This window comes from Tissierella sp. (assembly GCF_031460495.1).
Taxonomy (GTDB): Bacteria; Bacillota; Clostridia; order Tissierellales; family Tissierellaceae; genus JAVKTS01.
Window position 1 is genome coordinate 123,482 of record NZ_JAVKTS010000003.1, and the last position, 25,250, is coordinate 148,731.

Annotated in this window: 28 protein-coding genes; 2 read left to right on the top strand and 26 right to left on the bottom strand. The window is 30.6% G+C overall.

Translation table 11 applies throughout. From position 1 onward, the window contains the following. Nucleotides 1-29: 29 nt before the first annotated feature. The 15 genes from RIN63_RS08170 to RIN63_RS08240 all read right to left on the bottom strand — a co-directional run bounded on the left by RIN63_RS08170 (nucleotide 30) and on the right by RIN63_RS08240 (nucleotide 13,204). Nucleotides 30-803 carry a LysM peptidoglycan-binding domain-containing protein gene (locus RIN63_RS08170; protein ID WP_310444225.1) on the bottom strand — a complete coding sequence of 258 codons (774 nt, stop codon included), beginning with the start codon at nucleotides 801-803 and terminating at the stop codon, nucleotides 30-32. Between the two features lie 144 nt (nucleotides 804-947). After that, nucleotides 948-1,385, bottom strand: a complete 438-nt coding sequence (locus RIN63_RS08175) for a protease complex subunit PrcB family protein (protein WP_310444226.1) — start codon at nucleotides 1,383-1,385, stop codon at nucleotides 948-950. Nucleotides 1,386-1,496: 111 nt separating this feature from the next. Continuing rightward, on the bottom strand, nucleotides 1,497-2,426 hold the full coding sequence (locus RIN63_RS08180) for a transketolase family protein (protein ID WP_310444227.1): 930 nt from the start codon (nucleotides 2,424-2,426) through the stop codon (nucleotides 1,497-1,499). Beyond that, nucleotides 2,419-3,234 carry a transketolase gene (locus RIN63_RS08185; RefSeq protein WP_310444228.1) on the bottom strand — a complete coding sequence of 272 codons (816 nt, stop codon included), beginning with the start codon at nucleotides 3,232-3,234 and terminating at the stop codon, nucleotides 2,419-2,421. Before RIN63_RS08185 ends, RIN63_RS08180 begins: the two co-directional genes overlap by 8 nt. A gap of 18 nt (nucleotides 3,235-3,252) precedes the next feature. Then, entirely contained in the window at nucleotides 3,253-4,110 is an 858-nt protein-coding gene (locus tag RIN63_RS08190) for a YitT family protein (protein ID WP_310444229.1), read from the bottom strand. A gap of 13 nt (nucleotides 4,111-4,123) precedes the next feature. Next, nucleotides 4,124-4,879, bottom strand: coding sequence for a WecB/TagA/CpsF family glycosyltransferase (locus tag RIN63_RS08195; RefSeq protein ID WP_310444230.1), 756 nt, complete (start codon nucleotides 4,877-4,879; stop codon nucleotides 4,124-4,126). 14 nt (nucleotides 4,880-4,893) lie between these two features. Further along, complete coding sequence (gene csaB, locus RIN63_RS08200) at nucleotides 4,894-5,985, bottom strand: polysaccharide pyruvyl transferase CsaB (RefSeq protein WP_310444231.1); 1,092 nt, start codon at nucleotides 5,983-5,985, stop codon at nucleotides 4,894-4,896. Further along, nucleotides 5,978-8,134 (bottom strand): DUF5693 family protein, encoded by a 2,157-nt coding sequence (locus RIN63_RS08205; RefSeq protein ID WP_310444232.1) that lies wholly within the window; start codon nucleotides 8,132-8,134, stop codon nucleotides 5,978-5,980. Before RIN63_RS08205 ends, csaB begins: the two co-directional genes overlap by 8 nt. A 40-nt stretch (nucleotides 8,135-8,174) precedes the next feature. Continuing rightward, a complete protein-coding gene (locus tag RIN63_RS08210) occupies nucleotides 8,175-8,666 on the bottom strand; it encodes a hypothetical protein (RefSeq protein ID WP_310444233.1) in 492 nt (163 codons plus the stop codon). Between the two features lie 114 nt (nucleotides 8,667-8,780). After that, complete coding sequence (locus tag RIN63_RS08215; RefSeq protein ID WP_310444234.1) at nucleotides 8,781-9,131, bottom strand: type II toxin-antitoxin system PemK/MazF family toxin; 351 nt, start codon at nucleotides 9,129-9,131, stop codon at nucleotides 8,781-8,783. Beyond that, the gene (locus tag RIN63_RS08220; protein ID WP_310444235.1) at nucleotides 9,131-9,409 is read right to left on the bottom strand and encodes a CopG family transcriptional regulator; all 279 of its coding nucleotides are present in this window, start codon (nucleotides 9,407-9,409) and stop codon (nucleotides 9,131-9,133) included. Before RIN63_RS08220 ends, RIN63_RS08215 begins: the two co-directional genes overlap by 1 nt. A gap of 109 nt (nucleotides 9,410-9,518) precedes the next feature. After that, entirely contained in the window at nucleotides 9,519-10,691 is a 1,173-nt protein-coding gene (gene alr, locus RIN63_RS08225) for an alanine racemase (RefSeq protein ID WP_310444236.1), read from the bottom strand. 45 nt (nucleotides 10,692-10,736) lie between these two features. Beyond that, complete coding sequence (locus RIN63_RS08230; protein WP_310444237.1) at nucleotides 10,737-11,315, bottom strand: outer membrane lipoprotein-sorting protein; 579 nt, start codon at nucleotides 11,313-11,315, stop codon at nucleotides 10,737-10,739. Between the two features lie 14 nt (nucleotides 11,316-11,329). Continuing rightward, complete coding sequence (locus RIN63_RS08235) at nucleotides 11,330-12,601, bottom strand: NAD(P)H-hydrate dehydratase (protein WP_310444238.1); 1,272 nt, start codon at nucleotides 12,599-12,601, stop codon at nucleotides 11,330-11,332. Then, nucleotides 12,602-13,204: a hypothetical protein gene (locus tag RIN63_RS08240; protein WP_310444239.1), complete on the bottom strand. Its 603-nt coding sequence runs from the start codon at nucleotides 13,202-13,204 to the stop codon at nucleotides 12,602-12,604. Nucleotides 13,205-13,338: 134 nt separating this feature from the next. On the opposite strand from RIN63_RS08240, the gene RIN63_RS08245 reads away from it, so the two are divergent. Continuing rightward, on the top strand, nucleotides 13,339-14,577 hold the full coding sequence (locus RIN63_RS08245; protein WP_310444240.1) for an MFS transporter: 1,239 nt from the start codon (nucleotides 13,339-13,341) through the stop codon (nucleotides 14,575-14,577). 56 nt (nucleotides 14,578-14,633) lie between these two features. On the opposite strand, the gene RIN63_RS08250 is transcribed toward RIN63_RS08245, so the two are convergent. Further along, nucleotides 14,634-16,247 (bottom strand): ABC transporter ATP-binding protein, encoded by a 1,614-nt coding sequence (locus tag RIN63_RS08250; protein ID WP_310444241.1) that lies wholly within the window; start codon nucleotides 16,245-16,247, stop codon nucleotides 14,634-14,636. Further along, a complete protein-coding gene (locus tag RIN63_RS08255; RefSeq protein WP_310444242.1) occupies nucleotides 16,244-17,890 on the bottom strand; it encodes an ABC transporter ATP-binding protein in 1,647 nt (548 codons plus the stop codon). Before RIN63_RS08255 ends, RIN63_RS08250 begins: the two co-directional genes overlap by 4 nt. 232 nt (nucleotides 17,891-18,122) lie before the next feature. On the opposite strand from RIN63_RS08255, the gene RIN63_RS08260 reads away from it, so the two are divergent. Beyond that, on the top strand, nucleotides 18,123-18,392 hold the full coding sequence (locus RIN63_RS08260; protein WP_310444243.1) for a hypothetical protein: 270 nt from the start codon (nucleotides 18,123-18,125) through the stop codon (nucleotides 18,390-18,392). Nucleotides 18,393-18,483: 91 nt separating this feature from the next. Here RIN63_RS08260 and RIN63_RS08265 read toward each other — a convergent pair whose 3' ends face one another. From RIN63_RS08265 to RIN63_RS08305, 9 genes are all read right to left on the bottom strand, one after another. Further along, nucleotides 18,484-19,314, bottom strand: a complete 831-nt coding sequence (locus RIN63_RS08265; protein ID WP_310444244.1) for an MBL fold metallo-hydrolase — start codon at nucleotides 19,312-19,314, stop codon at nucleotides 18,484-18,486. A gap of 330 nt (nucleotides 19,315-19,644) precedes the next feature. Further along, nucleotides 19,645-19,908: a CD3324 family protein gene (locus RIN63_RS08270; RefSeq protein ID WP_310444245.1), complete on the bottom strand. Its 264-nt coding sequence runs from the start codon at nucleotides 19,906-19,908 to the stop codon at nucleotides 19,645-19,647. Between the two features lie 384 nt (nucleotides 19,909-20,292). Next, nucleotides 20,293-21,105 carry a GNAT family protein gene (locus tag RIN63_RS08275; RefSeq protein ID WP_310444246.1) on the bottom strand — a complete coding sequence of 271 codons (813 nt, stop codon included), beginning with the start codon at nucleotides 21,103-21,105 and terminating at the stop codon, nucleotides 20,293-20,295. 148 nt (nucleotides 21,106-21,253) lie between these two features. After that, nucleotides 21,254-21,730: an HD domain-containing protein gene (locus tag RIN63_RS08280; RefSeq protein WP_310444247.1), complete on the bottom strand. Its 477-nt coding sequence runs from the start codon at nucleotides 21,728-21,730 to the stop codon at nucleotides 21,254-21,256. 59 nt (nucleotides 21,731-21,789) lie between these two features. Further along, nucleotides 21,790-22,224, bottom strand: a complete 435-nt coding sequence (locus RIN63_RS08285; RefSeq protein WP_310444248.1) for a hypothetical protein — start codon at nucleotides 22,222-22,224, stop codon at nucleotides 21,790-21,792. Nucleotides 22,225-22,392: 168 nt separating this feature from the next. Further along, complete coding sequence (locus RIN63_RS08290) at nucleotides 22,393-23,349, bottom strand: DUF4037 domain-containing protein (protein ID WP_310444249.1); 957 nt, start codon at nucleotides 23,347-23,349, stop codon at nucleotides 22,393-22,395. A 191-nt stretch (nucleotides 23,350-23,540) separates the two neighbouring features. Then, nucleotides 23,541-24,113 (bottom strand): GNAT family N-acetyltransferase, encoded by a 573-nt coding sequence (locus RIN63_RS08295; protein ID WP_310444250.1) that lies wholly within the window; start codon nucleotides 24,111-24,113, stop codon nucleotides 23,541-23,543. Nucleotides 24,114-24,203: 90 nt separating this feature from the next. Next, nucleotides 24,204-24,482 (bottom strand): hypothetical protein, encoded by a 279-nt coding sequence (locus RIN63_RS08300; RefSeq protein ID WP_310444251.1) that lies wholly within the window; start codon nucleotides 24,480-24,482, stop codon nucleotides 24,204-24,206. A 128-nt stretch (nucleotides 24,483-24,610) separates the two neighbouring features. After that, a complete protein-coding gene (locus RIN63_RS08305) occupies nucleotides 24,611-25,225 on the bottom strand; it encodes an HD domain-containing protein (RefSeq protein WP_310444252.1) in 615 nt (204 codons plus the stop codon). Between the last annotated feature and the right edge of the window lie 25 nt (nucleotides 25,226-25,250).

Here is a 25,250-nt window from a genome sequence, read left to right on the forward strand (position 1 = left end):
TTTTTTAGATCTATATGCAATTTATCTTTTTATTTTTTACCTGCTGCTATTTTAATCATTTTCTGATGCTGTGGATCTTGCTTTCCATCCATATGTCTTGTACTAGCTGCAAAATGTATATCAAAATGACCATCTATTCCGTTGCCCTTTATGTAGTCAAGATTGATTCCTGTTCCATATCCTCCAGATCTATTTTTTGTAGTTATGCCACCTGCCACATTGTCTAATCCTGCATGGGGCATGAAAGTTACACTAGCAGCTATCCTTCTTCCACCATATTCCACAATGGCAGGTCTTCTCTCCCAACTAAAACCACCCCATATTGACTTCATAATATTTGTGTCTTCTTTTGTCAATGTTTCGCAATCTGCGTGATTAGTCCCTACTGATCTATTTACCATATATGATTTTCCAGTATAAAAATCTGTAACTTTAAAATCTGCTCCTCTAGGGATTATTTTATCTACCCCTCCAAACCAGCTAATATATTCTCCATATTTGCTATCTTCTTTTGTATCTGTATTTACTACTTCTGCTTTTGAGGATTGTCTATCTACTGCTCCCCTATTTACAGAAACATTATCTCCTTTTCCAGGAATTTGCACTGTTTGTCCAGGATAAATTATTGTTTTTCCTGTGGCCTTATTTTCTTTTAAAATGCTATCCAAAGATACTCCGTATTTTTGAGATATCTTCCAAAAGGATTCTCCTTTCTTTACAGTATGTGGAGCTGCAAAGCTAGCTCCGTTTACTCCAATAGTTAATACCATGGCCCCTATGGCTACCTTCGTTTTATTCTTCATTTGTTTCTCCCTTCTATTCAATAAATTTACTACTCTATATATTAATTCGACATAATTCTCAAAAATCCTTCCGGTAATATTATCCAAGTGAATGAAAAAGGGAGCCCATAGCCCCCTCTACTACCTTATCCCAAATATTGGATTTTATTCATTGTATTCTATATCTAGATGCACTTCTTCAGGCATAACTTTTAAGTTAGTTTTGACTACAATATATGGATAACTGTACTCTTGCTCTACTATTTCATTAGGGTCTGGGTCAGTAAATCTTGCATGGACAACTAAATTAAATACATCTTTTGAGAATTTTTCCTTAATTATTTGATCTATCTCTACTATATATCCCTGAGTGATTTTTTCTCCCCTAGTGACTACAACATAAATATCATCTCTATATTTACAAGTTAAAGCCCTTTCCTCTGTTAAATATCTAGGCAACATTTCAGATATTTTATCCGGTATATCTTCCTCTGCTACGATTTTAAATTTTATTTCTCCCTCACTACTCTTTAAAATTTTAGGTATAAATACAATTCCAATGATTAATATAATAGCTAATGCAATAATATGTGTTTTTTTCAATCCAATCCCCCCAATAATTAATCTTATATAATTAATATTCTATTGGACATAGGATTATGAATATTTAATTAAGAAAGACCTCTGATATTTTATAAACTCAGAGGTCTTTGTCTACAATATTTCTTTAGCTTTATTTACTATATTCTCTACATTAAGTCCATATTTTTCTAGTAGCTTGTTTCCATCTCCAGACTCTCCAAATGTATCCAGAGTACCAATTCTAATGACCTTTGTAGGATGTTTTTCAGATACTACTTCAACAACAGCACTACCTAAACCACCTATTATGCTATGCTCTTCTACTGTGATTATTCCTTTTGTTTCCCTTGCTGCTTTTAATATTATATCTTCATCTATTGGCTTTATACTTGCCATATTTATTACTCTGGCAGATATACCTTCTTCAGCAAGCTTTTCTCCTGCCTCTAATGCCTTTGCAACCATAACACCTGTTGCGATAATAGTTATATCTTTTCCATCTTTTAACTCTACACCTTTACCTATTTCAAATCTATAGTTTTCATCAAATATCACAGGTACTTTTGCTCTTCCTAGTCTAATATATACAGGTCCATTATGCTCGGCTGCTTTAATAATACATTGCTCTGTTTCTATTGCATCTGCAGGGCTTAGGACTACCATATTTGGCAGAGATCTCATTAAACTAATGTCTTCTAAGGCTTGATGAGTCGCTCCATCTTCTCCAACTGTTAATCCAGCATGAGTTGCTGCTATCTTTACATTTAACTTTGGATAGCATATGGAGTTTCTAATAATCTCAAAGGCACGCCCTGTAGCAAACATAGCAAATGTTGATGCAAAGGGTATTTTCCCAGCGGTTGATAATCCTGCTGCTGTTCCCATTAAATTTTGTTCTGCTATTCCAACATTAAAAAATCTATCAGGATAGGCCTTTGCAAAAACTGATGTTTTTGTAGATCCAGAAAGGTCAGCATCTAATACGACAATATTTTTATTTGTTTTTCCTAATTCTTTTAATGCTTCTCCATATGCATCTCTTGTAGCTATCATATTAGTCATCTAATCCACCTCCTAGTTCTTCTATTGCTTTATTTGCTTCTTCATTACTTGGAGCCTTTCCATGCCAGCCTACTTGATTTTCCATAAAAGAAACGCCCTTGCCTTTAAATGTCTTCGCTATGATTATTGTAGGCATCCCTTTAGTAGTTTTTGCTTTTGCTAAAGCATCTAATATTTCATCAAAGGAATGTCCATCAATATGCAATACATTCCATCCAAATGCTTTGAACTTCTCATCTATTGGATCAATATTCATGATATCCTTATTTCTACCATCTATTTGCAGTCCATTATGGTCTAAAAATACAGCAAGATTATCTAATTTGTAGTGAGCTGCTAGCATAGCCGCTTCCCAGATTAACCCCTCTTGACACTCTCCATCCCCTATAATTGCATATACTCTATAATCCTTATTATCTAGCTTTCCTGCTAGAGCCATTCCATTTGCTGCAGCTAAACCTTGCCCTAGAGAACCAGTAGTCATATCTATACCTGGAGTTCCCTTCATATCTGGATGTCCCTGTAGCATTGAATCAATCTTTCTAAAGTTATTTAGTTCCTCTCTAGGAAAGAATCCTCTTTCTGCTAATGCTCCATAGATAACTGGAGTTCCATGACCCTTCGATAGTACAAATCTATCCCTGTCCTCCCATTTTGGGTTAGTAGGGTCTATTTTCATTTCCTTAAAGTATAATGCTGTTAAAATTTCAACGGATGATAAAGAGCCTCCTGGATGGCCTGATTGAGATTTCTCTAACATGGTAATAATATCAACTCTAATCCTACGTGCTATTTCTTGTAATTCCATTATATTTCTCCCTCCTATTTATTTTCTATTATATGTGAATCCTTCACCTAATGCTTCATACATTTCTGATACCATGACAAAAGCTTTAGGATCTATCTCCTTTACTATTTCTTTTACTCTAGCAAATTGAGATCTAGGTACTACGCATAACAATACTTCTTTGTCTTCCTTGGAATACATACCTTTCCCTTTTAACAAAGTTACTCCTCTATCTAATTCTATCATAAGTCGCTCTGATACTTCTACTGGATGATTAGTCACAATAAAAAATCCCTTTAAATACCCAACGCCTTCCAAAATCATATCTATTACCTTCATGGAAGTATACATGGCTATTATAGAGTATAGTGATATTTCAATTTTCCTTTCTACTAAACCTGCAAAAACAACTACAAATAAGTCAATTATGGTCATAAATGTTGCTGTGCTTAAACTTGGAAATCTTTTATTTAAAATAGATCCTGCTAAATCTGTTCCTCCTGTAGTTCCACCAAATTTAAACACTATACCTAGTCCAACCCCAACTAATACTCCTCCAAATAAGGATGATAACAATAAATCACGAGTCAGTATATTTGGTGGTAGAAATCCTAAAATCAAAGACAGTAACAACGTTGCATAAAGTGTCTTTATAGCTGTTGATTTTCCTAATATTTTATATCCAAAAATAAATAATGGAATATTTATAGCTAAGTTAGTAATATATATTGGTATTTTTGTCATTTTTTCAATGACTACTGCAAATCCAGTTACGCCTCCCGGCGCTATGGTATTAGGCGCAAGAAAATATTGTAAAGCTACAGCCAACAGTGATACACCTATACCAATTAATACATAGTCTAATAATATCTTATACCACTTTTCACTTTTGTCCATAGCTTTCTCCTCCTTATTTTACAGCATTCTTTGAAAATAAAACCTTCAGCATAAATTTAGGTATGACAATTTGTCTTTTAATCCGAGATGGCTGTCTTATTAATCTATGAAGCCACTCAACACCAAGTTTTCTAAATATTTCAGGAGTCATCTTCAGATTCCCTGCTAGAATGTCCAAGACGCCACCAATGCCTAATATAACTTTTCCCTTTATCCTATGTCTATTCTTATCAATCCAAATTTCTTGTTTTGGAAATCCTAATCCAACAAAGATTATATCAGGATTAGAAGAATTAATATCTTCTACGATTTTAATCTCATCTTGTGAATCATCATCTCCAGTATGGCTACCTTTAAAGTACCCATGATGATATCCTGCAATTTCAATATTAGGATATGTATTCTTTACCCTTTCCGCAGCAGATTTTGCTACTCCATCTTTGCCACCAAGAAAATATATTTTATAATTATTTTCATTAGCTATCTCTAAAAGCCTTATAGACAAATCATATCCTGTAACTCTTTCACATATAGGTTTTCCTTTAATCTTTGAGGCATAAATCAATCCTATTCCATCAGCTGTAACTAAGTCACCTTTGTTGATCAATTCTCTTAGATTACTATTATCTTTAGCTCCCATAACTATCTCAGGATTAGGAGTATATACAGCCTTTAGTTCATTTCCCTTTAAAAAATTCTCCAATTCTTTTATGGCTTCATCAAATCTAATATTATGTATCTTAACCCCAAATATTTCTATGGTTTCCATAGTATCACCTACCCTTAATTTAAAAGTTGAGTAATTATCTTTTCATTTTCACTTAATCTATCTTTTAATCCTTTTACATTCTTGTGAAGTATAAGTTTAAATTCTTCCTCTTTCGTAATCTTGTTTTTTATTTCTTCCAACAAGGATTCATATGTCAATTCATCTATATTACAAAATATAGGTTCATCTATGGATTCCATAAAATTTGTAATCTTAGGATCATAGGATATTGCAGTCATTGGAGTGTTCATTACAGCACTAAATATAAGCGAATGCAACCTTATACCAACTAACAAATCCAAATTACCTACCATGCTTAACATCTGATTTAGATCATATTTGTCTTTAAAAAATATAGCCTTGTTTTTCATGTTTTTTTCTATATCACTTAATATTCTTATATCTTCTCCGTAGTGGAAAGGAATAAAGGCCACATTAACTCCCATAGTATCTATTATTTCATCAGCTACTCTAGATATTACATCTACAAGATTCTTATCTTTATCTCTTCCCCTTAAAGCAAATCCAATTGTAGGCTTATTTTCATCCCATATCTCTGATTGAACTAACATCTCTTTTCCCTGAATAGTATCCCTTTTTTTTAATCCAATTACAGGGTCTGCTGTAATGCAAATATTGTTGTTTTTTATCTTCATTTCTTTAAGTACCTTTTCAGACTTTTGGTCTCTTAAGGTAATATAGTCAACTTTATTTAATACATGTTTAGTAAAATGTCTATTTAAAGGTCTGTTAATTGGTCCAATCCCCTGACTATATACCATAACCTTTTTACCGAAGAGTATTCCTATCGTCATTATTATTAGATAATATATTATACTCCTATTACTTGTTACATCTTGGAGGAGGCTCCCCCCTCCACTTATTAATAAATCACTTCTCTTAATTTCTCTAATTATTTGAAGAAACTTACCTCTACCTATTGAATTGACTTTATGTTTATTATAAGTTAATTCAGGATCCTTTGATAATACAGTTATTTCTATATCCTTAATACTATCTTTTAAGTTAGATATAATTGCTGTAAGTATAGATTCATCTCCTAAATTGTTAAATCCATAGTATCCTGAAATTACTACTTTACTCATTGAACCATTCTCCTCTCAGGGTCTTTACTAATTTCACCCCCGTATCTAGTATAATTACATAAATAACACCTAGAACTATTCCAAATATTAAGCCATAGAAAGTTCTAAATATTGATAAATACATAGGTGTTCTTAAATGTGTGAAAGTATTAACTATGGATGTCTGTCCTATGACTACTGCAAGCCCTGCTAAATATACTAATAGTTTTTTTCTGTTAATAGCAGCATATATACCCAATATTATTGCAGGAAAAGCTACTATAAATTCTTTAATCCTTGGTCTAGCGATTAATTTCAACTCTAAAAAGTTTCTACCTATCATTTCAAGGTCAGATGGTTGAACATTGGTCTCATGTCCTGTTCTAGCTAGATATACATATCCTGCAGCCGCAACAACAATGAACAATACTAGGAAATAAATCTTTATATTATCCACTAATATATCTTTTATATCTGAAATGTTAATCTTTGTAATAGATTTATCTTTTTCTTTTCTATACCCAAAATATCCCAAAAATGTCATAGAGTATAATAGTATAGGTATCAATTGGCTTATTTTAACTCCTCTGAAAATATCCATCTCCAATAAAAATTCTGTGCTAGAAAGTAGAGATGCTACATACAATGCCCCTATGGAGGAAATTAATGCCATAGTTACAATTAATCCTAGTCCCTTTAATATGCTTTGCTTCAGAGTGCTATGATTTCCACTGAAATAGCTTGCTTTTGTCCTACTACAGAAATAAATCATACTTAAAGTAGGAAACACTACTGCTGCTAGCATAGCATAAATTTTTACGGAAAAATATGGGAATGCAAAAGGAAATACTATGATGAACAAAATTCCAGCTATAATAAGAAGTTTTTTAAATTTCTCATTTATATTAAACATGCCCTCCAGCATTATTATACCACCACCGAGAATTCCTAATCCTATAAGTATTTTAAATATAATATTTACTGTATTATTTGGCATTACACTGGCATCACCTAATACCATTCCATGTTCTGCTATTCTCTCTTCAAAGCTCTCAAACATTCTCTCGTATTCTTCATAATTTGTTACATAAGAGTTATTATCATACTTAAATGGTCTAAAGAAAACAAGTCTAATATTTCTCTCTGTTACTGCCCTATAGATAGTATTTTCAATTTCTTCTGATCCACTGTAATTATAGAACTTATATCTTTCTTGGATATAAGGGGGGATACTGAAGACCCTAATTGCATTGTAATCTAATACTTCCGTTAGTTCATCTAACCCCTCTTGCTCTATATGACCTCTTTGTACGCCTGATTCAATCAAGCCTATCTTAGTATTATTCTTTTCCATGAATTCTCTAACTATATCAATATTTGCAGGGTAACCCATTACCTCTTCCCCAGAAAATATCATATATTTTGCTTTTACATCGAATCTTGCATAATCTTCTAGATTTGCATTAATATATTTCTCTCCACACCAACTTGGATTATAACTCATAGGTCTTAGAATTACTTCTAATCCTGCCTCTTTTATTGTCTTTATCTTCTCTTCATCAAATCCTAAGCCCAGTCTTATAAGTTTTGAACTGATTAATTCTTTCTTGTCTATATATGGCTTGTTATAATTATTGACAAGTACAGGAGGTCTAATAAATAATGCGTCTCGTACAGTAGCATCTAATAGAAAAATAAAATCATTTTGAGATTTAAATACTTCAAATAAATCTTCCTCATATCTTCCTTTTAATCCATCTTCAATAGAAGTAAAAAGGGATTCTGAATTTGTAGTGACTACTACATCATACTTATCTACACCATTTTTTTCTATATAATCAATGAAGTCTTGTGGATACTCATTCTTCCAATTCATATCTGCTACAATATTTCCAAGCATTTTAACTTCTATAGGCTTGTAATCATCCATCATTGCTTCAAAGGTTACTTCATTAAGAGTAACAGATCCTACACCCAAATCTTTGAATTTTCTAAGCCACCAACTTAAATCTTCATCTGACTGTCCTGCAAGCTTTTCAATCTCTATTAAATCTAGTGTAAAATCTATAGTCTTATTATCTGATTCAATACCTATTCTATTGAAGGATAATATAAAAGAAGAAATTATTCCAATTAAAATAAAGATAATCATCAATCTGCTATTTTTCATTAATTCACATCCCTTTCTTTGCTTTATTGTATAAATATTCCTACTTAATATCATAATCTCCCTTTACAAGGAAGAAACATTTCGTTATAGTACTTGCTCCTCGTCCATCATCTCTAGGTATAATAAGGAGGTGATCCATTGAAATCAGTTCATCCATCTTTAGATCTTTACCATCTGTTACATCTGTAAGCCCATTGTCAATAATTGTTTCAACACCATTTTTAACTTCTATTGTAACTTTTGATATAGACCTGGCGTCACCAGATCTTAGTATGATCTCAGTACCTTCTTTACCAATTAGTGATTTACCGGCAGCTACTTCAACTACTTCCCAAGTAGTCCTTGACCCAGTGCTTGTCCCATTTAGCTTTTGATCCACATAATATTTAAGTTGATCAATTTTCTTCTCTACATAGCTTAAAGTTACTAATGGATCATTTTCAGAACCTGGCTCTGAAAAAACTACCGTCGCTCCAAACAATACTATTACTGCTCCTAACCCAATTCCTATTCTTCCAAATTTATTTTTCATATGTATTGACCTCCTAGAATTCAATTCATTATTCACTGCTTTTAATTATACTATATAATCAATAAAAAAATAAGCATATAGTAATGCTTATTTTAAATATGTATGTATTAATTTTTATAAATCTACAAGGCCTAAGCTTATTCTCAAACATTCATCTACAAAATTCATCATTTCTTCATTAAATCTACCTATTCGTTCACGCAGTCTTTTTTTATCTATAGTTCTTATTTGCTCTAATAAAACTACTGAATCCTTTGGTAGTCCATATTCTGGAGCATTAATCTCAACATGAGTAGGTAGTTTAGCTTTATTTATTTGGGATGTTATGGCAGCAATAATAATAGTAGGACTATATTTATTGCCAATATCATTTTGGACAACTATAACAGGTCTTACTCCACCCTGTTCTGACCCAACAACTGGGCTTAAATCTGCATAAAAAATATCACCTCTTTTTACCATCATCATAAACCACGCCCTAAAAGTCTTGCCTCATACATGGCTAGATCAAGATTATCTTGTTCTATACCCATTTCAGCAAAATCTAAATTTATTTGACTCATCGCTTTATACCCTTCTTTCAACTTCTCGATAATTTCTACCTTCTTTTTCTCTTGAATAAAAAGTTTCATAGCATCTATAACACACTCTGACCTATTTTTGTACTCCATTGGAACCATTACATCAACTTCCTCAAGGAGGCTATTAGGTAAACTAACAACAATCCTTCTGGTTTCAACCATAATTGTACACCCCCAAATACTATAGAATCATGAATAAAATATAAATAAAAGAAAGCCTTAATCAATTATATATTCTTTTAGATGCTTATGTCAACTTATTCTTAAAGTCTTAATCTAATAGATAATCTATTATCTTAACAATCTTTCCATTTGTCATATATACTCGAGGTACTCTCCTACTAATCATACAAACTATTTCATAATTTATAGTACCAATCTTTGCTGCTATTTCATCCACAGTAGGACAATCTGGCTCAGATCCAAAAAGTATTACCTCATCCCCTAGTTTTACATTTTCAATATCTGTAACATCTATCATACATTGATCCATACATATTTTTCCTACTATTTTGGCTCTTTTGCCATTTACAAATACTTCAGCCTTACCCGTTAAAAGCCTAGTATATCCATCTGCATACCCTATAGGAATAGTAGCAATTATAGATTCTCTTTCAGTAGAAAAAATCTGACCATAACTTATCCCTGTTCCTTTGGGTACAGTTTTAAGATGAGATATCTTTGCCTTTAAAGTCATAGCAGGCTTTAATTTAATATTCTCTTTATCTACATCATCAGATGGATAGTATCCATAGATCATTATTCCACCTCTTACCATATTTAAATTAAAGTCTGGCAAGTCTATGATACTAGCACTATTAGACACATGTTTTATAGGTATAATTAATCCTCTTTTCTCTATAGCATTGACAAAATCTGTATACTTTTCATATTGGCCTCTTACATGAGATTTATCTATTTCATCTGCCTTAGCGAAATGCGTAAATATACCTTCTATATAAATATTTGGTAACTCTGAAATATTTATTACTTCTTCTATGGATTCTTCTGTAGGTAAAAGTCCTATTCTCCCCATACCACTATCTATTTTAATATGAATGGTAGCTTTTTTATTCAGTTCTACTGCTTTCCTAGATAAAGCCTTGGCATCTTCATAATTATATATAGTTTGAATAATATTATTTTCTAATACTTTTTCATATTGAACTGTAGGGGTATAGCCTAATATTAAAATTGGCTCTTTTATATTACCCTTTCTCAACTCTATTGCCTCACTTAAAAGGGCAACAGCTAATCTATCTGCTCCATTGTCTAAAAAAGTTCTAGAGATTTCTACAGAACCATGACCATATCCATTTGCCTTCACCACGGCAGTAACTAAGGAATCTTCTCTTGTATGCTTTCTAACCTCTCTAATATTATGGGCTAAATTATCTAAATCTATTTCGACCCAAACTGGCCTAGTTTCATCTAAAGTAAACATATATCCTATTCCTCCTTCAATCTTCCTGAATATTTCCTTCTCTAGTTATTTAGTAAACTTAAATTCCTCATAGGCAATTTCTACTTGAACTGAACCTTTTTCATCATATATATTTAACTTATGTGGAGTATGTCCTTTTTTCTTTATCCAAATCCTAGCAGATTTTCTATATTTATTTTGTTCCTTAAGCTTAAAATCAAAAACCAAATAATCTTCTTTATTAATTTCCTCAGTATCTATTAATTTGACCTTAGATATTTCTTCAAAAAAATCTCCTACGAGAAGCTGACTATTTATAGTTTTTATGGTTACTAAAGAAATAGATTGGTCTATTGAAGGATGTTCCACAAAGACCTTATCATCTGTATTCAAAATGATTATCCCTTTACTTTCCTTAGGACTTAAAATTTCTAATTTATATTTATTGGGTTTATCATAAGTCTCTTCTATTAAGTATATTGATTCCTTTTCTCCTGAAAATATTCTTATATTGGCTTCACATTTATATCCTTTGTGTTTTTCATATGTTCTTTCTATCTTAGATATAACTCTTCTATTATTAGACCAATTACAAGATGTCAATAAGACCATAATAATCAATATAAATAATATTAACTTTTTCAATTATCACCCAACCCTTACCCTTGAATTTTTTTAATGCTGTAAGGTATCTCTTCTAAAACATCTGTAGCAATAACACCATATTCTCCTTTATCTAAGCTGGCTAAATCTCCAGCCAGTCCATGACAATATACTCCTAATCTTGCTGCATCATATAGTTTTAATCCTTGGCCAACAAAAGATGCGATAATTCCTGTAAGCAAATCTCCGCTACCTCCAGTAGCCATTCCTGGGTTTCCAGTGGTATTTACATATAAGTCTCCCCTAGGTGATGCAATTATAGTATTAAGTCCTTTTAGAACTACTATTATATTATATTTCTCTGAAGCGTATTTAGAATAAAAAATTCTATTTTCCTGAATTTCTTCTATAGACTTTCCAAGGAGTCTGGCTAATTCCCCAGGATGGGGTGTAATTATTATTGATTTATTATGAAGTAGAATATCAGGATTAGTAGATATACAATTTAAGGCATCTGCATCTATTACTATGGGCTTATTATAATTAATTAAAATTTGCTCCATAATATATAGCCTTTCATCATCTACGCCAAATCCTGGTCCAATACCTAATACATCTTTATCTTCTATTATCCTTAAGATATCTGATAAGGAATCTCTAGTAAAATGACCTTTTCCATTATCCTCTGCAGATTTAACTATTGATTCTGTTAATTTTATACTCATAATAGGATCCAGTAGATTTGGAACGACAGTATATACAAGTCCTGACCCAGTTTTAAGAGCTGCTTGAGATGCTAAATATGGAGCCCCTGTCATTCCCTTGCTGCCACCTATGATCCCTACTCTGCCATATGTTCCCTTATGACTATCCAATTTCCTTTTAGGCAATAAAGTTCTAAATGCTTCCTCAATATTTATACTATCACTATCCTTACTATCGCTCACATGTCCAATAGCAATGGCTACTGCATAATCTTCTTCATGTGAAATAGATAATTCTATGGAATCTAGACATAATTCTCTCATTATTTCATTTCCATTCCCTGCTACATTTACATATGGTTTTCCATTGTCATCATGGACTATCTCTATGTCTTTCCATCTTACAAACCCAATGCCAGTACCAATCACTTTGCTAATAGCCTCTTTAGCTGCGAATAAACCTGCTACGGTAGTTGCTTTATGACCACTATTTCTTATATATTCTATTTCTTTTTCTGTAAATATTTTATCATAAAATCTGTTTCTTTTCTCTGATAATATTTTTCTTATTCTATTAACATTTACTATATCTATCCCACTAATTAAATTCCCTTTTTCTTTCATCTATCCCAATCTCTCTTTATCAATCTTATCTATGATCTCTCTACCTAAGATTCCATGTAAAAAGGTATATGTTTCATTTATCCATTCATCATAATCATGCTTTGTATCAATAGCTTCTGTTAGTCTCTTTTTTAGACTCTCTATTTCTTCTACAGATTGATCTACTATCTTCTGCTTATATTTTAATTCATCATAACCATATTGAATAGTGGCATTTAGTAATTTTATATTAGTCTCTTTTATATCTTTTGGAATAATTTCTAATTGAAATTTTAGTTCTTCAAGCTCTTCATTTATATTGTAAATTCTTTCTTTATACTCATCTAAAAGTGAAACATTTTCAACCTTATTCTCATTATTCACTGAATCTGATACACCCAAGATCATTTTCATATACTTGGATTTTTGACTTTGTAGTTTTTTAACTTCATATTCCATTTCCTTTTCCTTGGCTACTAGCTGCATAAGCTCTTCCTTTGCAGTTTGAATATTTCTATCATCAGTCTTTCCAAATAACTTATTCCAAGATGGGTCCTTATATAATATCGGTACTCTATTCTTAAATTTAGTGTTTTTATCTATATTAATATGTTTATTAAACATGAAATAACTCACTCCCTATATTATAATTCTACTAATTTTCTCATAGTTTTACAAATAATATTATTCTTTATTTATTGTGAAAATTATTATATAATATTTCTAGAATCGAAATATTATAATAGAAGGTGTATTAATTGACAGAAACCCCCTTAACACTTGACTCAAACCTTAATTATAACAAAAGAATTAATATTTTTAACGGAATCTTGGCTACAGTTGCTGCAAATTTGGTTAACCCTTATTATTCAAAGTTTGCTGAAAGATTAGGTGCTACTGATTATCAAATAGCATATTTAACATCATTACCCCACTTTGTTAGTATATTAGCCTTTATACCAGGGGCAATATTGATTGAGTCCTTGAGCAACAAGCAGAAAACCATAGGCAGTACAATGTTGTTACATAAGTTTTTCTTTTTGTTCATCGCTATTATACCATTTTTAAATGTAAATCAAGCTAGTCTATTTGTCCTAATGGTTGGGCTTATGAATTTGCCTGGTTCCATTGGAAACATGGGCTATCAAGCCAGTATGGGCGATGTGTTTTCTGTAAAAGATCGTGGATTAGCCATGGGACTTAGACATAGATATTCTTCATTTATAGGAATAATCATCACCTTTATCTCAGGAAAGCTACTTACATCGATCCCTAAAAGCAATGAAGGCACAATAAAATTATATCAAGTTTTCTTTGTACTTGCTTTTATTATATCACTATTTGAAATCTTTTTTTTCTTTAAATTTAAAGGTTTTACAATAAAAGACAAAAATGAACCAAAATATCTAGATTCTTTTAAAAAAGTAATAAAAGAAATACCTAGTAACAAGAAATTCCTTATGTTTACTTTTGCCTCTTTATTTTTCCATATTGGATGGATAGGAGCTCAGCCTTTATTTAATATTTATACTATAAAAGTACTGGGAGCAGATGAAACTTGGCTATCTGCCATATCAATTGCTTCTGCACTTTCATCTATTTGGGCTTATACGAAATGGCCAAAGTTTGCTGATAAAAAAGGAAATAATCTTGCATTAGCTGTAGCTATTATAGGTATGGGCATTACCCCATTACTTTATGCCCTATCTAAGCACATATTTATGCTAGTAATATTTAATATATTGATCGGAGTATCTGTAGCTGGTACAGTATTATTATTATTTAATATCTTACTAGAGATAATCCCAGATGAAAACCGAACTATTTATATAGCTATATACAACACTATTATAGCTATAATATCAGGTGTTTCACCTATACTTGCAGTAAAATTAATGGATATGACTAATATCTATATTGGATTAATAGCAGTTGCTGTAATAAGACTTACTTCAAGTATATTCTTCTATGGAATGTCTGGAAAAAGAACTGCATAATAAAAATGAGTCAAATAATTATTTGACTCATTTTTATGTGGATCATTCCCCTTATCTTATGCTACCACCTTGTTTTTCACTACAAAAACCTTATCATATCTTTCTTTGGTTTCCTCAAATATAACATGAGATACATTTACTATAGTTACACCATCCAAATCCAGTAATGTCTTTTCTATTTCTTTAGCTACTTTAGAATCTAAGCTTGCGAAGGCTTCATCAAGAAATATTATATCTGATTTTGCTAGAAGTCCTCTGGCTATGGCTACTCTGGACCTTTCCCCACCAGAGATATTCTTTCCGTTATCATAGATCGTGGTATCCAATTTGTCTTGCAATCCTTCTACAAAATTGCTTAAACCCGCTCTTTTAATTGCAAGATCTATTTCCTCTTGGCTATAGTCTTTATAGAGAGTAATATTGTTTTTCAATGTATCTTCAAATAAAAACACCTGCTGTTCCACATTCGATATATTGCTAAAATAACTAGCCTTTTTAATATCTTTTAAATTCTTCCCATCAATTAATATTTCACCCTTTGTAGGATTGAAGTATTTTCTAAGTAGCTTTAATAATGTTGACTTACCTCCACCACTAGGTCCTACTACAAGATACTTTTCTCCCTTTATTAAATCCATATTAATATCTCTTAAAATTTCATTATCCCCATAAGAAAAACTAATATTTTTTAGTTCTATACTATTACTAAATAAATCCATATCAATAGTTTCCTCATAATTATCAAGATTCTTTAAGCTATTATCCATTTTTTCAAATAATGACTTTACAGAAAATATCTTTGGAAACCATTCTGATAAATTCATCAAAGGGAAAACTACTCTACTCATATTGTTTATTATTAGAATTACAGCACCTGCAGTGATAGAACCCTTTATGGCCATAATCACTGATATAATCAATATGCCAAAGATGGATGAATTCATAATTAAATTTTGCAAGGCTAAGATATAAGTGTAGATTTTATCTATTACATAACCTTTATTCTGAATATCTTCACTTTTTTTGTGAAAATCTTCTTTTACTTTTTCATTTAAGTTATTAGTTTTAATGATTTGAAAGGCACCAAGGACTTCTTTTATATAAGATGTATATCCCCCAAATAACTCAGATCTATGCTTTTCGTGTCTTTGTAATGGCTTACCAACAACCATTGATAATAGCACCGATACAACAGATATTCCTATCCCTATAAATAATGCAGAAGGGCTTACTGAGGCTATAACTATAAAAGATACTGCAAATCCTAAAAAGCAATATCCCACTTCATATATTCCCTCTAAGTATTTTTTCTCTATGGTATTCATATCGTTAGTCATTGCTGATAAATACATTGCATTGTTTTCAGCTTGAAACTCATTAATATTTTTTCCAAATAACTTTTCAACATAAGCCACCTTTGTTTTCACCAAGGATTTTAACAAATATAATGATCTGGTATAAGAGGCTAATATACCTATAGGAAGTGATACTACTACAACCACAAGAGCTTTTATAGCTTCTTGTTTAAATAACTCCATATCATTTGCCATAGCAGAATCAATTATTCTCATAATTTTAATAGTTATATAACCATCTAATATTATTGCAATAAGCATTACTATAAAAGCTAATCCTAAATATGGCCAAGATTTCTTTATGGTTTTTTTCATATTGCCACCTCCATAAAGTATTCATTTGCATTATATTGATTAATCTTATTGTCTACAATTTCCAATACATAATCATACTTTTCTGTTATTCCTTCATAATACCTATGAGAAATTGCTATAACTGTACTGTTTAAAGATAATATAGTGTCTTCAACTGTTCTTCCCAATTCCTCGTCCAAACTTGAAGTACCTTCATCAGCAAAAAGAATTTGACATTTCTTAACTACTGCCCTAGCAATAGAAATCCTTTGACGCTCACCGCCTGATAAGTTCTTTCCATTTTCCATTAGCATCTCTTGAATTCCATTTTCCTTCTTCCCTAGCAAGTTTTTCAAGCCTGATTTTTCTGCTGCATTTAACACTTCTTCTTCACTATATGGTTTAAATAATGCTATATTGTTAAATATACTGTCTTCAAATAGAAAGACATCTTGATAAATAAAAGCAACATTATCATTTAAAGTGTTTTCTTTTATCTTCCTATAATCTACACCATCTACTATTATCTCACCTTCATAATCATCGTAAACCATTGAAAGTAATTTAATTAATGTAGATTTCCCTGCACCACTTGCACCCTTTAATAAATACTTTTTATCCTTTTCAATCTTAAATGATACATCTTTAAAAACTTGCTTTCCTTCATAACTAAAGTTTAGATTTTTAACTTCTATTTGCTTATCAAACTTAAAGTCTTTTTCTTTTTCCACAGTACTTGTGGTACTTTCTGTACCTGTGGTAATTTTATCGTATATATTAACAGATGATTTCAATTCATTGAAAAGAGGTAAAATAGAAGTAATATTCCATATGCAGCCATTTGCAGATTGTACCATAAAGGTTATCTTAGTTAGAGATACGCCTTTCCCCATTAATACGCCTAAATAAATCATAGATCCTATTAAAAATCCAAATCCTAAGAATTCCATAACCCTTCTTTGACTATCTGTATATACATTATAGCTAAACTTCTTTCTCTCAAGCTTAGTTACAGAATTTAAAGATTTTGAAAGGAATTTGTCTTCAATGTTATTTAATTTAAGTATTTCCAAGCCATTGAAAGTATTGGACATATCAACAGCGAAATCTTCATTATATTGTGATACATCTTCTTGAAGGCTAACTGTCTTTTTCTCAAAACCTTTACTAATAAAAAACAATACTATAGATACTAAAAATGAAGCAATCCCAAATTTATAATCCATAATGGTGATTATTGTTAATGAAACTAAATACATCCCACCTCTGAATATAACATTAATCAATTTTAAGAAAAAGTTACTTTCAAATAAGTTAATATCATTTATCAAATTTGAAATATAGCTATCTTTTGACTTCATACTAAAACTCTTATAAGATGATTTTAATATCTTATCAAATGCTGCAAGCCTTACATCCAATAAGGTATCCCTCATAAAAGAAATTCGCATAAATCTTGAAACAACATACATTATTGAAGTAAATAAAATAACTCCCGCTGAAAATAAGACTACCCTTGTAAAGTGGTCCATGGTACCGATCTCAATACTACCAATCAGCATTGAGATAATTAAGTTTATCAACAGATCACTTAAAACTGGTATAAAACAGGCCAATATATACAGAAAAAATCTCGATTTCCGTTTAAGTAAAAGATCCTTCATTTAATCCCCTCCCTTGTTAATAATATAATAGTATTTTTTGTTAAAAATGTCAATACTTATATTAATATTGTTAATTTCAAAATTAATAATATTAATATATGGTTTTAATATATCAAAGTTAATAACAGAAATGTGCTCTATATCATAAAAATTATCTTACTTCTTTGAGAAAATATAATTTGATAATTAATTATTATATAGTAAATACTATTTATTAATGGAGGCGATTTACATGATTGATAAAAATATAGACAATATTAATCAACCCTATTATACTGAACCTGTTGAAAACAAGCAATCAATCTTGCCTGATAATATAAAAAACATGGAGAAAACAGGTTTTTATCAAAACAGCGAAGCCTTTCCACCTAGAGGAAGCTTTATCAATGTACCAGCAGAACTACTATTTGGTCCTAATGCAAAATTATTAGATCTAGTATTTGACGATAAAGATAACAATATTTCTTCAGATCTATATAATAGAACTAATGATATTAAATAGCAAAAATGTACTTTGCGACAGGAGAATGCTTCTCCTGCCGCATTAATATATTGTAGGAAAGGACACAGAAGTCCTTTTCTAGGATAGCATTCTACCCATAGATAGTTTGTAAAAAGAATAAGTCATTATTAGATGGTTCACGATTATAGTGCTCTTTAAATTTACTTATTGCATCGTCTGATGTACTGCATCCTTTAGTGATTTCTAGACCCATCTTTAGTTGATCAAAATACCACATCATTTCCTCTTTTGTACAGATTGATTCGTGAGAACATAAATAATAATCTGCTTCGTATGCACCAATTTCAGCCATCATAGATATTAGCTTTTGACTATCAAAATAACTTTGACCATTTTTAGTACATCCATATGCAGCATCTCCTACAAATACTGTCTTTTCTTCTGGCACATATAAAATTGTTCCATCTTCTCGATGTGGATTTACAATTTCTTTTAAAAAACAAGTAACTCCTCCAAGATTTATTTCCAGTTCATCTGAAAATAGCAAATCAAACTGTATATCTTTTAATTCAGTTTGATTCCCAAATTCCTCTTTCACTAACTTTATTGCAATATCATCAAAAATATTATCTTTTTTTGCAGTTTCTAAAGAGCTTTCATCTAATTTAATTCCTTTATAGACCTTTGATAACTCACTAGTCTTATTACTTGCTATCTTTATTGCATCAAATCTATCTATTCCAAATATATGGTCCCAATGGTGATGAGATACAACAACATACTTTACTGGTGGAAAGTTCATCTTTTCAATTTCCTTTAGAAGAATATCAGCATGTGTAGGAGAATTACCTGCATCAAAAACTAAACAACAGCTATCACCTTTAACAACTCCTAATGCTGGTCTCTCATTTTTATCCTCATTCATTAAATAGTAGATTCTTTCAGTGACTTTTTCTAACATTACATTCATCCCCTTTGATTATCTTCTAAGCACTTTAATAATTCTAATAGTTAATTACCTCTTCACTAAAATACATTATCTAAAAATCTTGTTATATAATATTCTACAAAATTTCCCAAATTCCTTCTTTTCAAGTTAATATTTTATATGAAAAAGGTAAAGTGTTTTCTTACCATCATTCCCTATAGGATTGTATCATCCATCAAAATATGGTGCTCAAACTATATTATATAAAAGATTGCTTGAACATAATACATCAAAAACAATTAATATAAGTTCTCAACAAAAAAAGATTCATCTTTTTAGTATTAGATGAATCTTTTTTGTGCTTTATTTAGAGTAAATAATTCTTTTAATGCTTTCAATAGAAAGACAAAATTCCTTTGCAAGTTGTTCTAAATCTAGCCCTCTAAGAAACTTATCACGAATTTGACTATTTCTATGATCTAAATATACTCTATAACCTGAGTTTTCTCCCCATTTCTTTCGAACTCCTTCAGGGTTGGGGATATAGATTAATTCCCCTTGGACATATTTCTGTATTTGCTTTAATAATTCTTCTGGAAAAATACTATCTGCTTTAATATATCTCATTCTACTCCACTCCTTAAAAATTTAAATCTAAGGAAGCAAAGTCTACATTATAAACAATTTATAATTATAAATAAGTTAGAATGAATGCTATAAATTATACCATCAACTCCATACAAACAATTACCATTGTTTATCTTGCATGACTTTGCATGGAGAATCTGCTTGTGTAATTCTTAAGTATAGCAAAACAACACCACCTTTGTAAATCTATTATCTAGCTGAAAATCATATTTTTATATTATAATAGATTCTTTGAAAAAGCAAATTTAAATATAGAAACAAAATTATTCTTTCACTTTATTATATTTTTAAATGTTCTAATTCTCAATTATATAATATAGATAACTGATTCTAGATTGATTAAAACTCCAAATAAATTAGAATCTAATCTACACTTTTTCTTATGTATTCTCTCTTCAAGATTGACATAATAATTCCATCTTCTAGTTTTCCCTTTATTAAATCTCTTTCTCTGACTATTCCCTCTTGAGCAAAATTTAGTTTTCTTAATACTTTAACAGATGCATCATTTCCAGGTGTTATTGTAGCTTCAATTCTATTTAAATTCATAAGGTTGAATCCAAAATCAATAACTACTCCTAATGCCTCTGTTGCATATCCTTTACTCCATTCTCCTTGAGTTATATCATAACCTATTTCAGCTCTTCTAGCACCTTCATCAAAGTCTCCTAAGCAACATGTTCCAATTAACTTATTAGTCCCTTTTAATATAATTCCCCAAGTAATTTCTTCATTTTCCTCCAATTCCTTCTTATATCGTTCTATAAACTTCATTACCTCTGCTTTTGATGTTACTGGATAAAAATAATCGTATTTTGCTACTTCAATATCACTTAACATTTCATACAATGGTTCCACATCTTCATCATCAACTTGCCTAAGAATTAATCTTTCTGTTTCTAATTTTGGAAATGGAATAAAAATTTTATTTATCATCAAAATCACTCTCCTATACTGATATACATTGTTGGTCCAACATTCTTCAATATTATATATACCATGGAATCTACAGGTTGTTTTCAGCATATTCATCAATCTATCATTGTTACGACTTGGTATCTCATATGCATACTTATAACTTTCCATATATAGAGCCTTCATTCCTGGAAAATGTTCACCTAGCCTTATATAGAAATAATCCCGATTTACTTCTTGAATCTCAATAAATACAGCCATGACCACATCTACGGTATATATTCATTCCATTTTGAGCTGATAAAATACCTTTTACCTCTGTTTCATGCATAATATTCTCCTCATTTTAAATTACTTCTGTTGCTTAACTGATAATCTACAAGAAGCACTTGAATTGTATTACAATAATTTAATTCATTAAGTATGCTATACCAAACTCAAGTTTTAATTTTTCATATCTTTTCTTTTCATGTTCTATAATTTCAAATGTAGGATTATATAGACTATGCTGCAATACATCTGCATCTACTAATACTTCAATAAAATCAGAATGCACGGCTTCTTTTTCACTATGGCTATAAATGGCATCGCAAATCATTTTAGTTTCATCATCACTTGTTATCTGTAATGATGTCAATATTTCTCTTGCCAAGACAGCACCCTTATGTGCATGGTCTTTTGGGTCCTTTTTAGCATAAGTGTATATATCATGAAGCATACCTGCCATTGTTGCTAGTTCAGCATTCTCTCCACGCTTCAATGCAATTAATGTGCAAAATTGAGCAACACCATATAAGTGTAAATAAGCACATCTCCGATCGAAATCATCCGTCATATTCAAAATTATCTCATCAATATATTCTCTTAAAATTTCTATTCTGTTCATAAACACTTCCCCCATTAAATATAAAAAATTTACATATTAATATTACTCTTTATGATAGTTTATTCTGTGTATCCTGCAAACTGTAAGCCTATAATTTCTTCAAGTGCATTTATAATTCCTAAACTCTCTCCAACATAAAGAACAATAATATTGTCCTTTTTAAAAAAGTGTGGGTATGAAACCCAACTAATTTCATAAGCATTCTCCCCATTATTATAACTGGATCCCCCTTCATGTATATAGGAGGCATCTTCTTCCATCTTTTCATTACTTTCATAAAGATAAACAGATATATTTTCATTTTCATTAATAGTTAACCATTTGCGTTGTCCTTGAAGTATATCCTCATCAACATCTTCTGCAATTACATTAAAATCCATTTCTTCAAGACTAGTGATTAAATTATTATATGCAGTGTCTGAAGTTTGTTTTGAACAACTTAATAGAGATATTGTCGCAACAAGCATTAAAATAATTAAAACTATTTTTTTCACTTAAATAACCTCCTATTATTACTAATTGCAATAATTTAACTTCACATTTTACTACTGTTACGAAGATAAAAATAAGAGTACGACATAAAAAACATACAATTTTGCTAAACTTAATTCATCTCTACATATTAGAATTTGCAGACTTTGCATTATACTTAAATGACACAGTTATGGCCACAGACTCCAAACCCAAAACTCGTTAGGAGAATAGCCGTTTTTAATAGCTTCTTCTCGCTTTTTTAAAACAAAATCTTTCCATTTAGGATTGCTCCAAGCAGATAGTCGTTCTGACCATATTAGTTCATTTTCAAGATCTTTAGAAAATAAATCAACATCAGGAAGAAGGGCATTTTGGCTGATATAGTCTTTTAAAAACTCTATTATATCGTGTAATATCTCAACTCTTTTATTCCAGTCATATTCAGATAACAGTGATTCTATATATTTAGCTAGTTCTGATTTGGAAATAGAAAGATTGTTAAATGCCCAATCCAGATGAATACGCCATGGATAATAGCTTTGAGTCATGGTAAAAGCAATATGATATATTCCATTAAGAACATTACCGAAAATAATACTAGATTCCGCAAAGTTATGTCGTTTAACGCTTTTTAATAATTCAAAATAGTCTTCTAAAATTAACTGTTTAAGTTGAACCAGTAGCATCTTTCTCCATAAATTCAAAGGATAACATTGCTCTGATGTATTATCTCGTAAAAAGGATAATACACCTTTAGGGTCAAAAGCTATTAAATTATTCTGTATAGTAAACAATGTTTCAAAAGCAATGTTTTCCCAAGGGATATCATTTTTATTATTAAGAACTTTACCTGCATTTCCATCAAGCAGCCAAGATATAGGATGAACACAAATAATTGAACCTTCCGCTTTCCACTGATTAGTCTTAGATAATAATTGATTCAATGATAGTTGAAGTTCCCTACCATACTTACTCCAAGATTCATCATTCAAATAAACAGCAGCTTCGAAATCAGATAATTCATCATCGATTCTAAGTCCTACTGAACCCAGAATCATTACGCTCATTTCGTAATAAACAGCAGGATATTGGGCTTTGATCATAGGTAAGACAGTATTCTCGAAATATATATCTACTCTTCTCATATATTCACCTTCTTTTTTAATTAGTCAAAATATAATAATTTGTAGTTCAAATTCCTATTTATTGGTTTTGAATATAATTGCAGCTTTTTACTGTTATTCATTACTTAATATCAATCAATTTTAGACATTCACCATTCAGAACTGTAATTATATTTACAAAATAGATATTTAATAAATAATATAAATCAAAATTACCTAATATAATTTTCAAGCACTAGAAGAGCTTTTTCATAATTTTTATTTTCATATCCTCCTAGCCCACATTCTGAAATTATGTTAAACCCAGCCTTTTTATAAATGTTTATAGCCTTATAACTCCATGTTTGCGTATGTAAATAGACAGCTCTATTCCCTTCGATTTTTTTTGTATTCATCATTGCTTTAAATACAATTGCTTTACCTAATCCGAGACCTTGATTTTGTGGACGAACTGCCATCCAATGTATCCAAGGATCTCGCTTTTGCTCAGTATAATTCCACCAATTTGTAATCGTTGCAACTTTAATCCCTTTCTCATCCTCAACAAATATACATCTTTGTTCAAGTTCATCCAAATGTGGTAAATATATATCCTGAAAATACCTTAAAGCAGAATCTACATCCTCAAATTCATCAACTGAAGTTTCAATTTCTGCCCAACTTTTTTCATCCCCTAATTTAAAAAAACTAAATCTAAAACCATGTGGAAGTGATGGATTAGGAATTATTACTCCTATTTCTCTTTTCATAAGTACATCATAATATTGCATAGATTTGTCTAGCATAAAACCCCTCCAAATGCGCTGTTTAAAATTGCATCTTATTAGTGATTAAAAATCTACCGTTGCCATGCTAAAAATAAAGTATGCGATTTATTAATCATTTAAAATCTGTTCAACATACTTTTTCTGCTTTCGTATTCTACCCTTATTCCATTCAGCATCAATATCAAAATTTGCTTCATAGGCAATTTCAAATAATAAAAATAACATATCGTATACTTGATGATTCATCCTATTTGGCTCATTTATAAACTCTTTTAATATATTAAACTCGTCCTCAAGCATTTTAACTTTTCCATCAATGTCGCTATTCTTTGCTCCTATCTTTTCAAGAAAATCTCCTGCTTCATCTCTATAATTATTTAAACTCAAACTAATTCCTCCTCATTTCTATTTCGCAATAAACTACAAATATGTCGTAGCCAACTCCTTAATATATCACTCTTTTCAACATCCATGAAATGACTCCGTGCCCTTGTTGAAATACTTTTAATTATATTTTACTCTATCCCTAGTAATTCATTAAAATAATTATATGAGTCAACTAACCAAGGATGTAAAACTTTAAGGTTTTGCTGATTTTCATATAGGTATTTGATAAAAGCAAACACTCCTTTTTCCAGACATTCACTTAAACCTTCTTGTATATCTTTTAAGTATGGTGGTATTCCTTCTTGATCCCATTTCAGCTTGTCTGCAACAAACAGAATCATATCTAATCGACTTGGATTGCTCTTTAGAGTTGTGTGACAACAAATGGCATTTAGAATTTCTTCATTTGCTATTCCAAATATTATCTTTGCGATTTCTTTTGATAATTTCTGGTGAATGATTGAAGGAAATTCTCTCTCCTCTGGTAAGATATCTATGTATAAAGATTCAGCAACTTCAATCTTTTTATCATCTGAAATAACTGCACTAATGTCATGTAAAATACCAGATACTCTTGCATTTTCATGATTTTCTGCAAATATATTTGCAAGTCTTTCTGCCTCAATTGCTACACCTTTGGAGTGTCTAACAACTATATCCTTGTTATATTTGTTAAGTAGATTTATGCTATCTTCAAATATATTATTATGGTTAATTTCTAAATGTTCCTTTAGTTCTAGCAAAAGAATATGAATATAGACTCCTCCT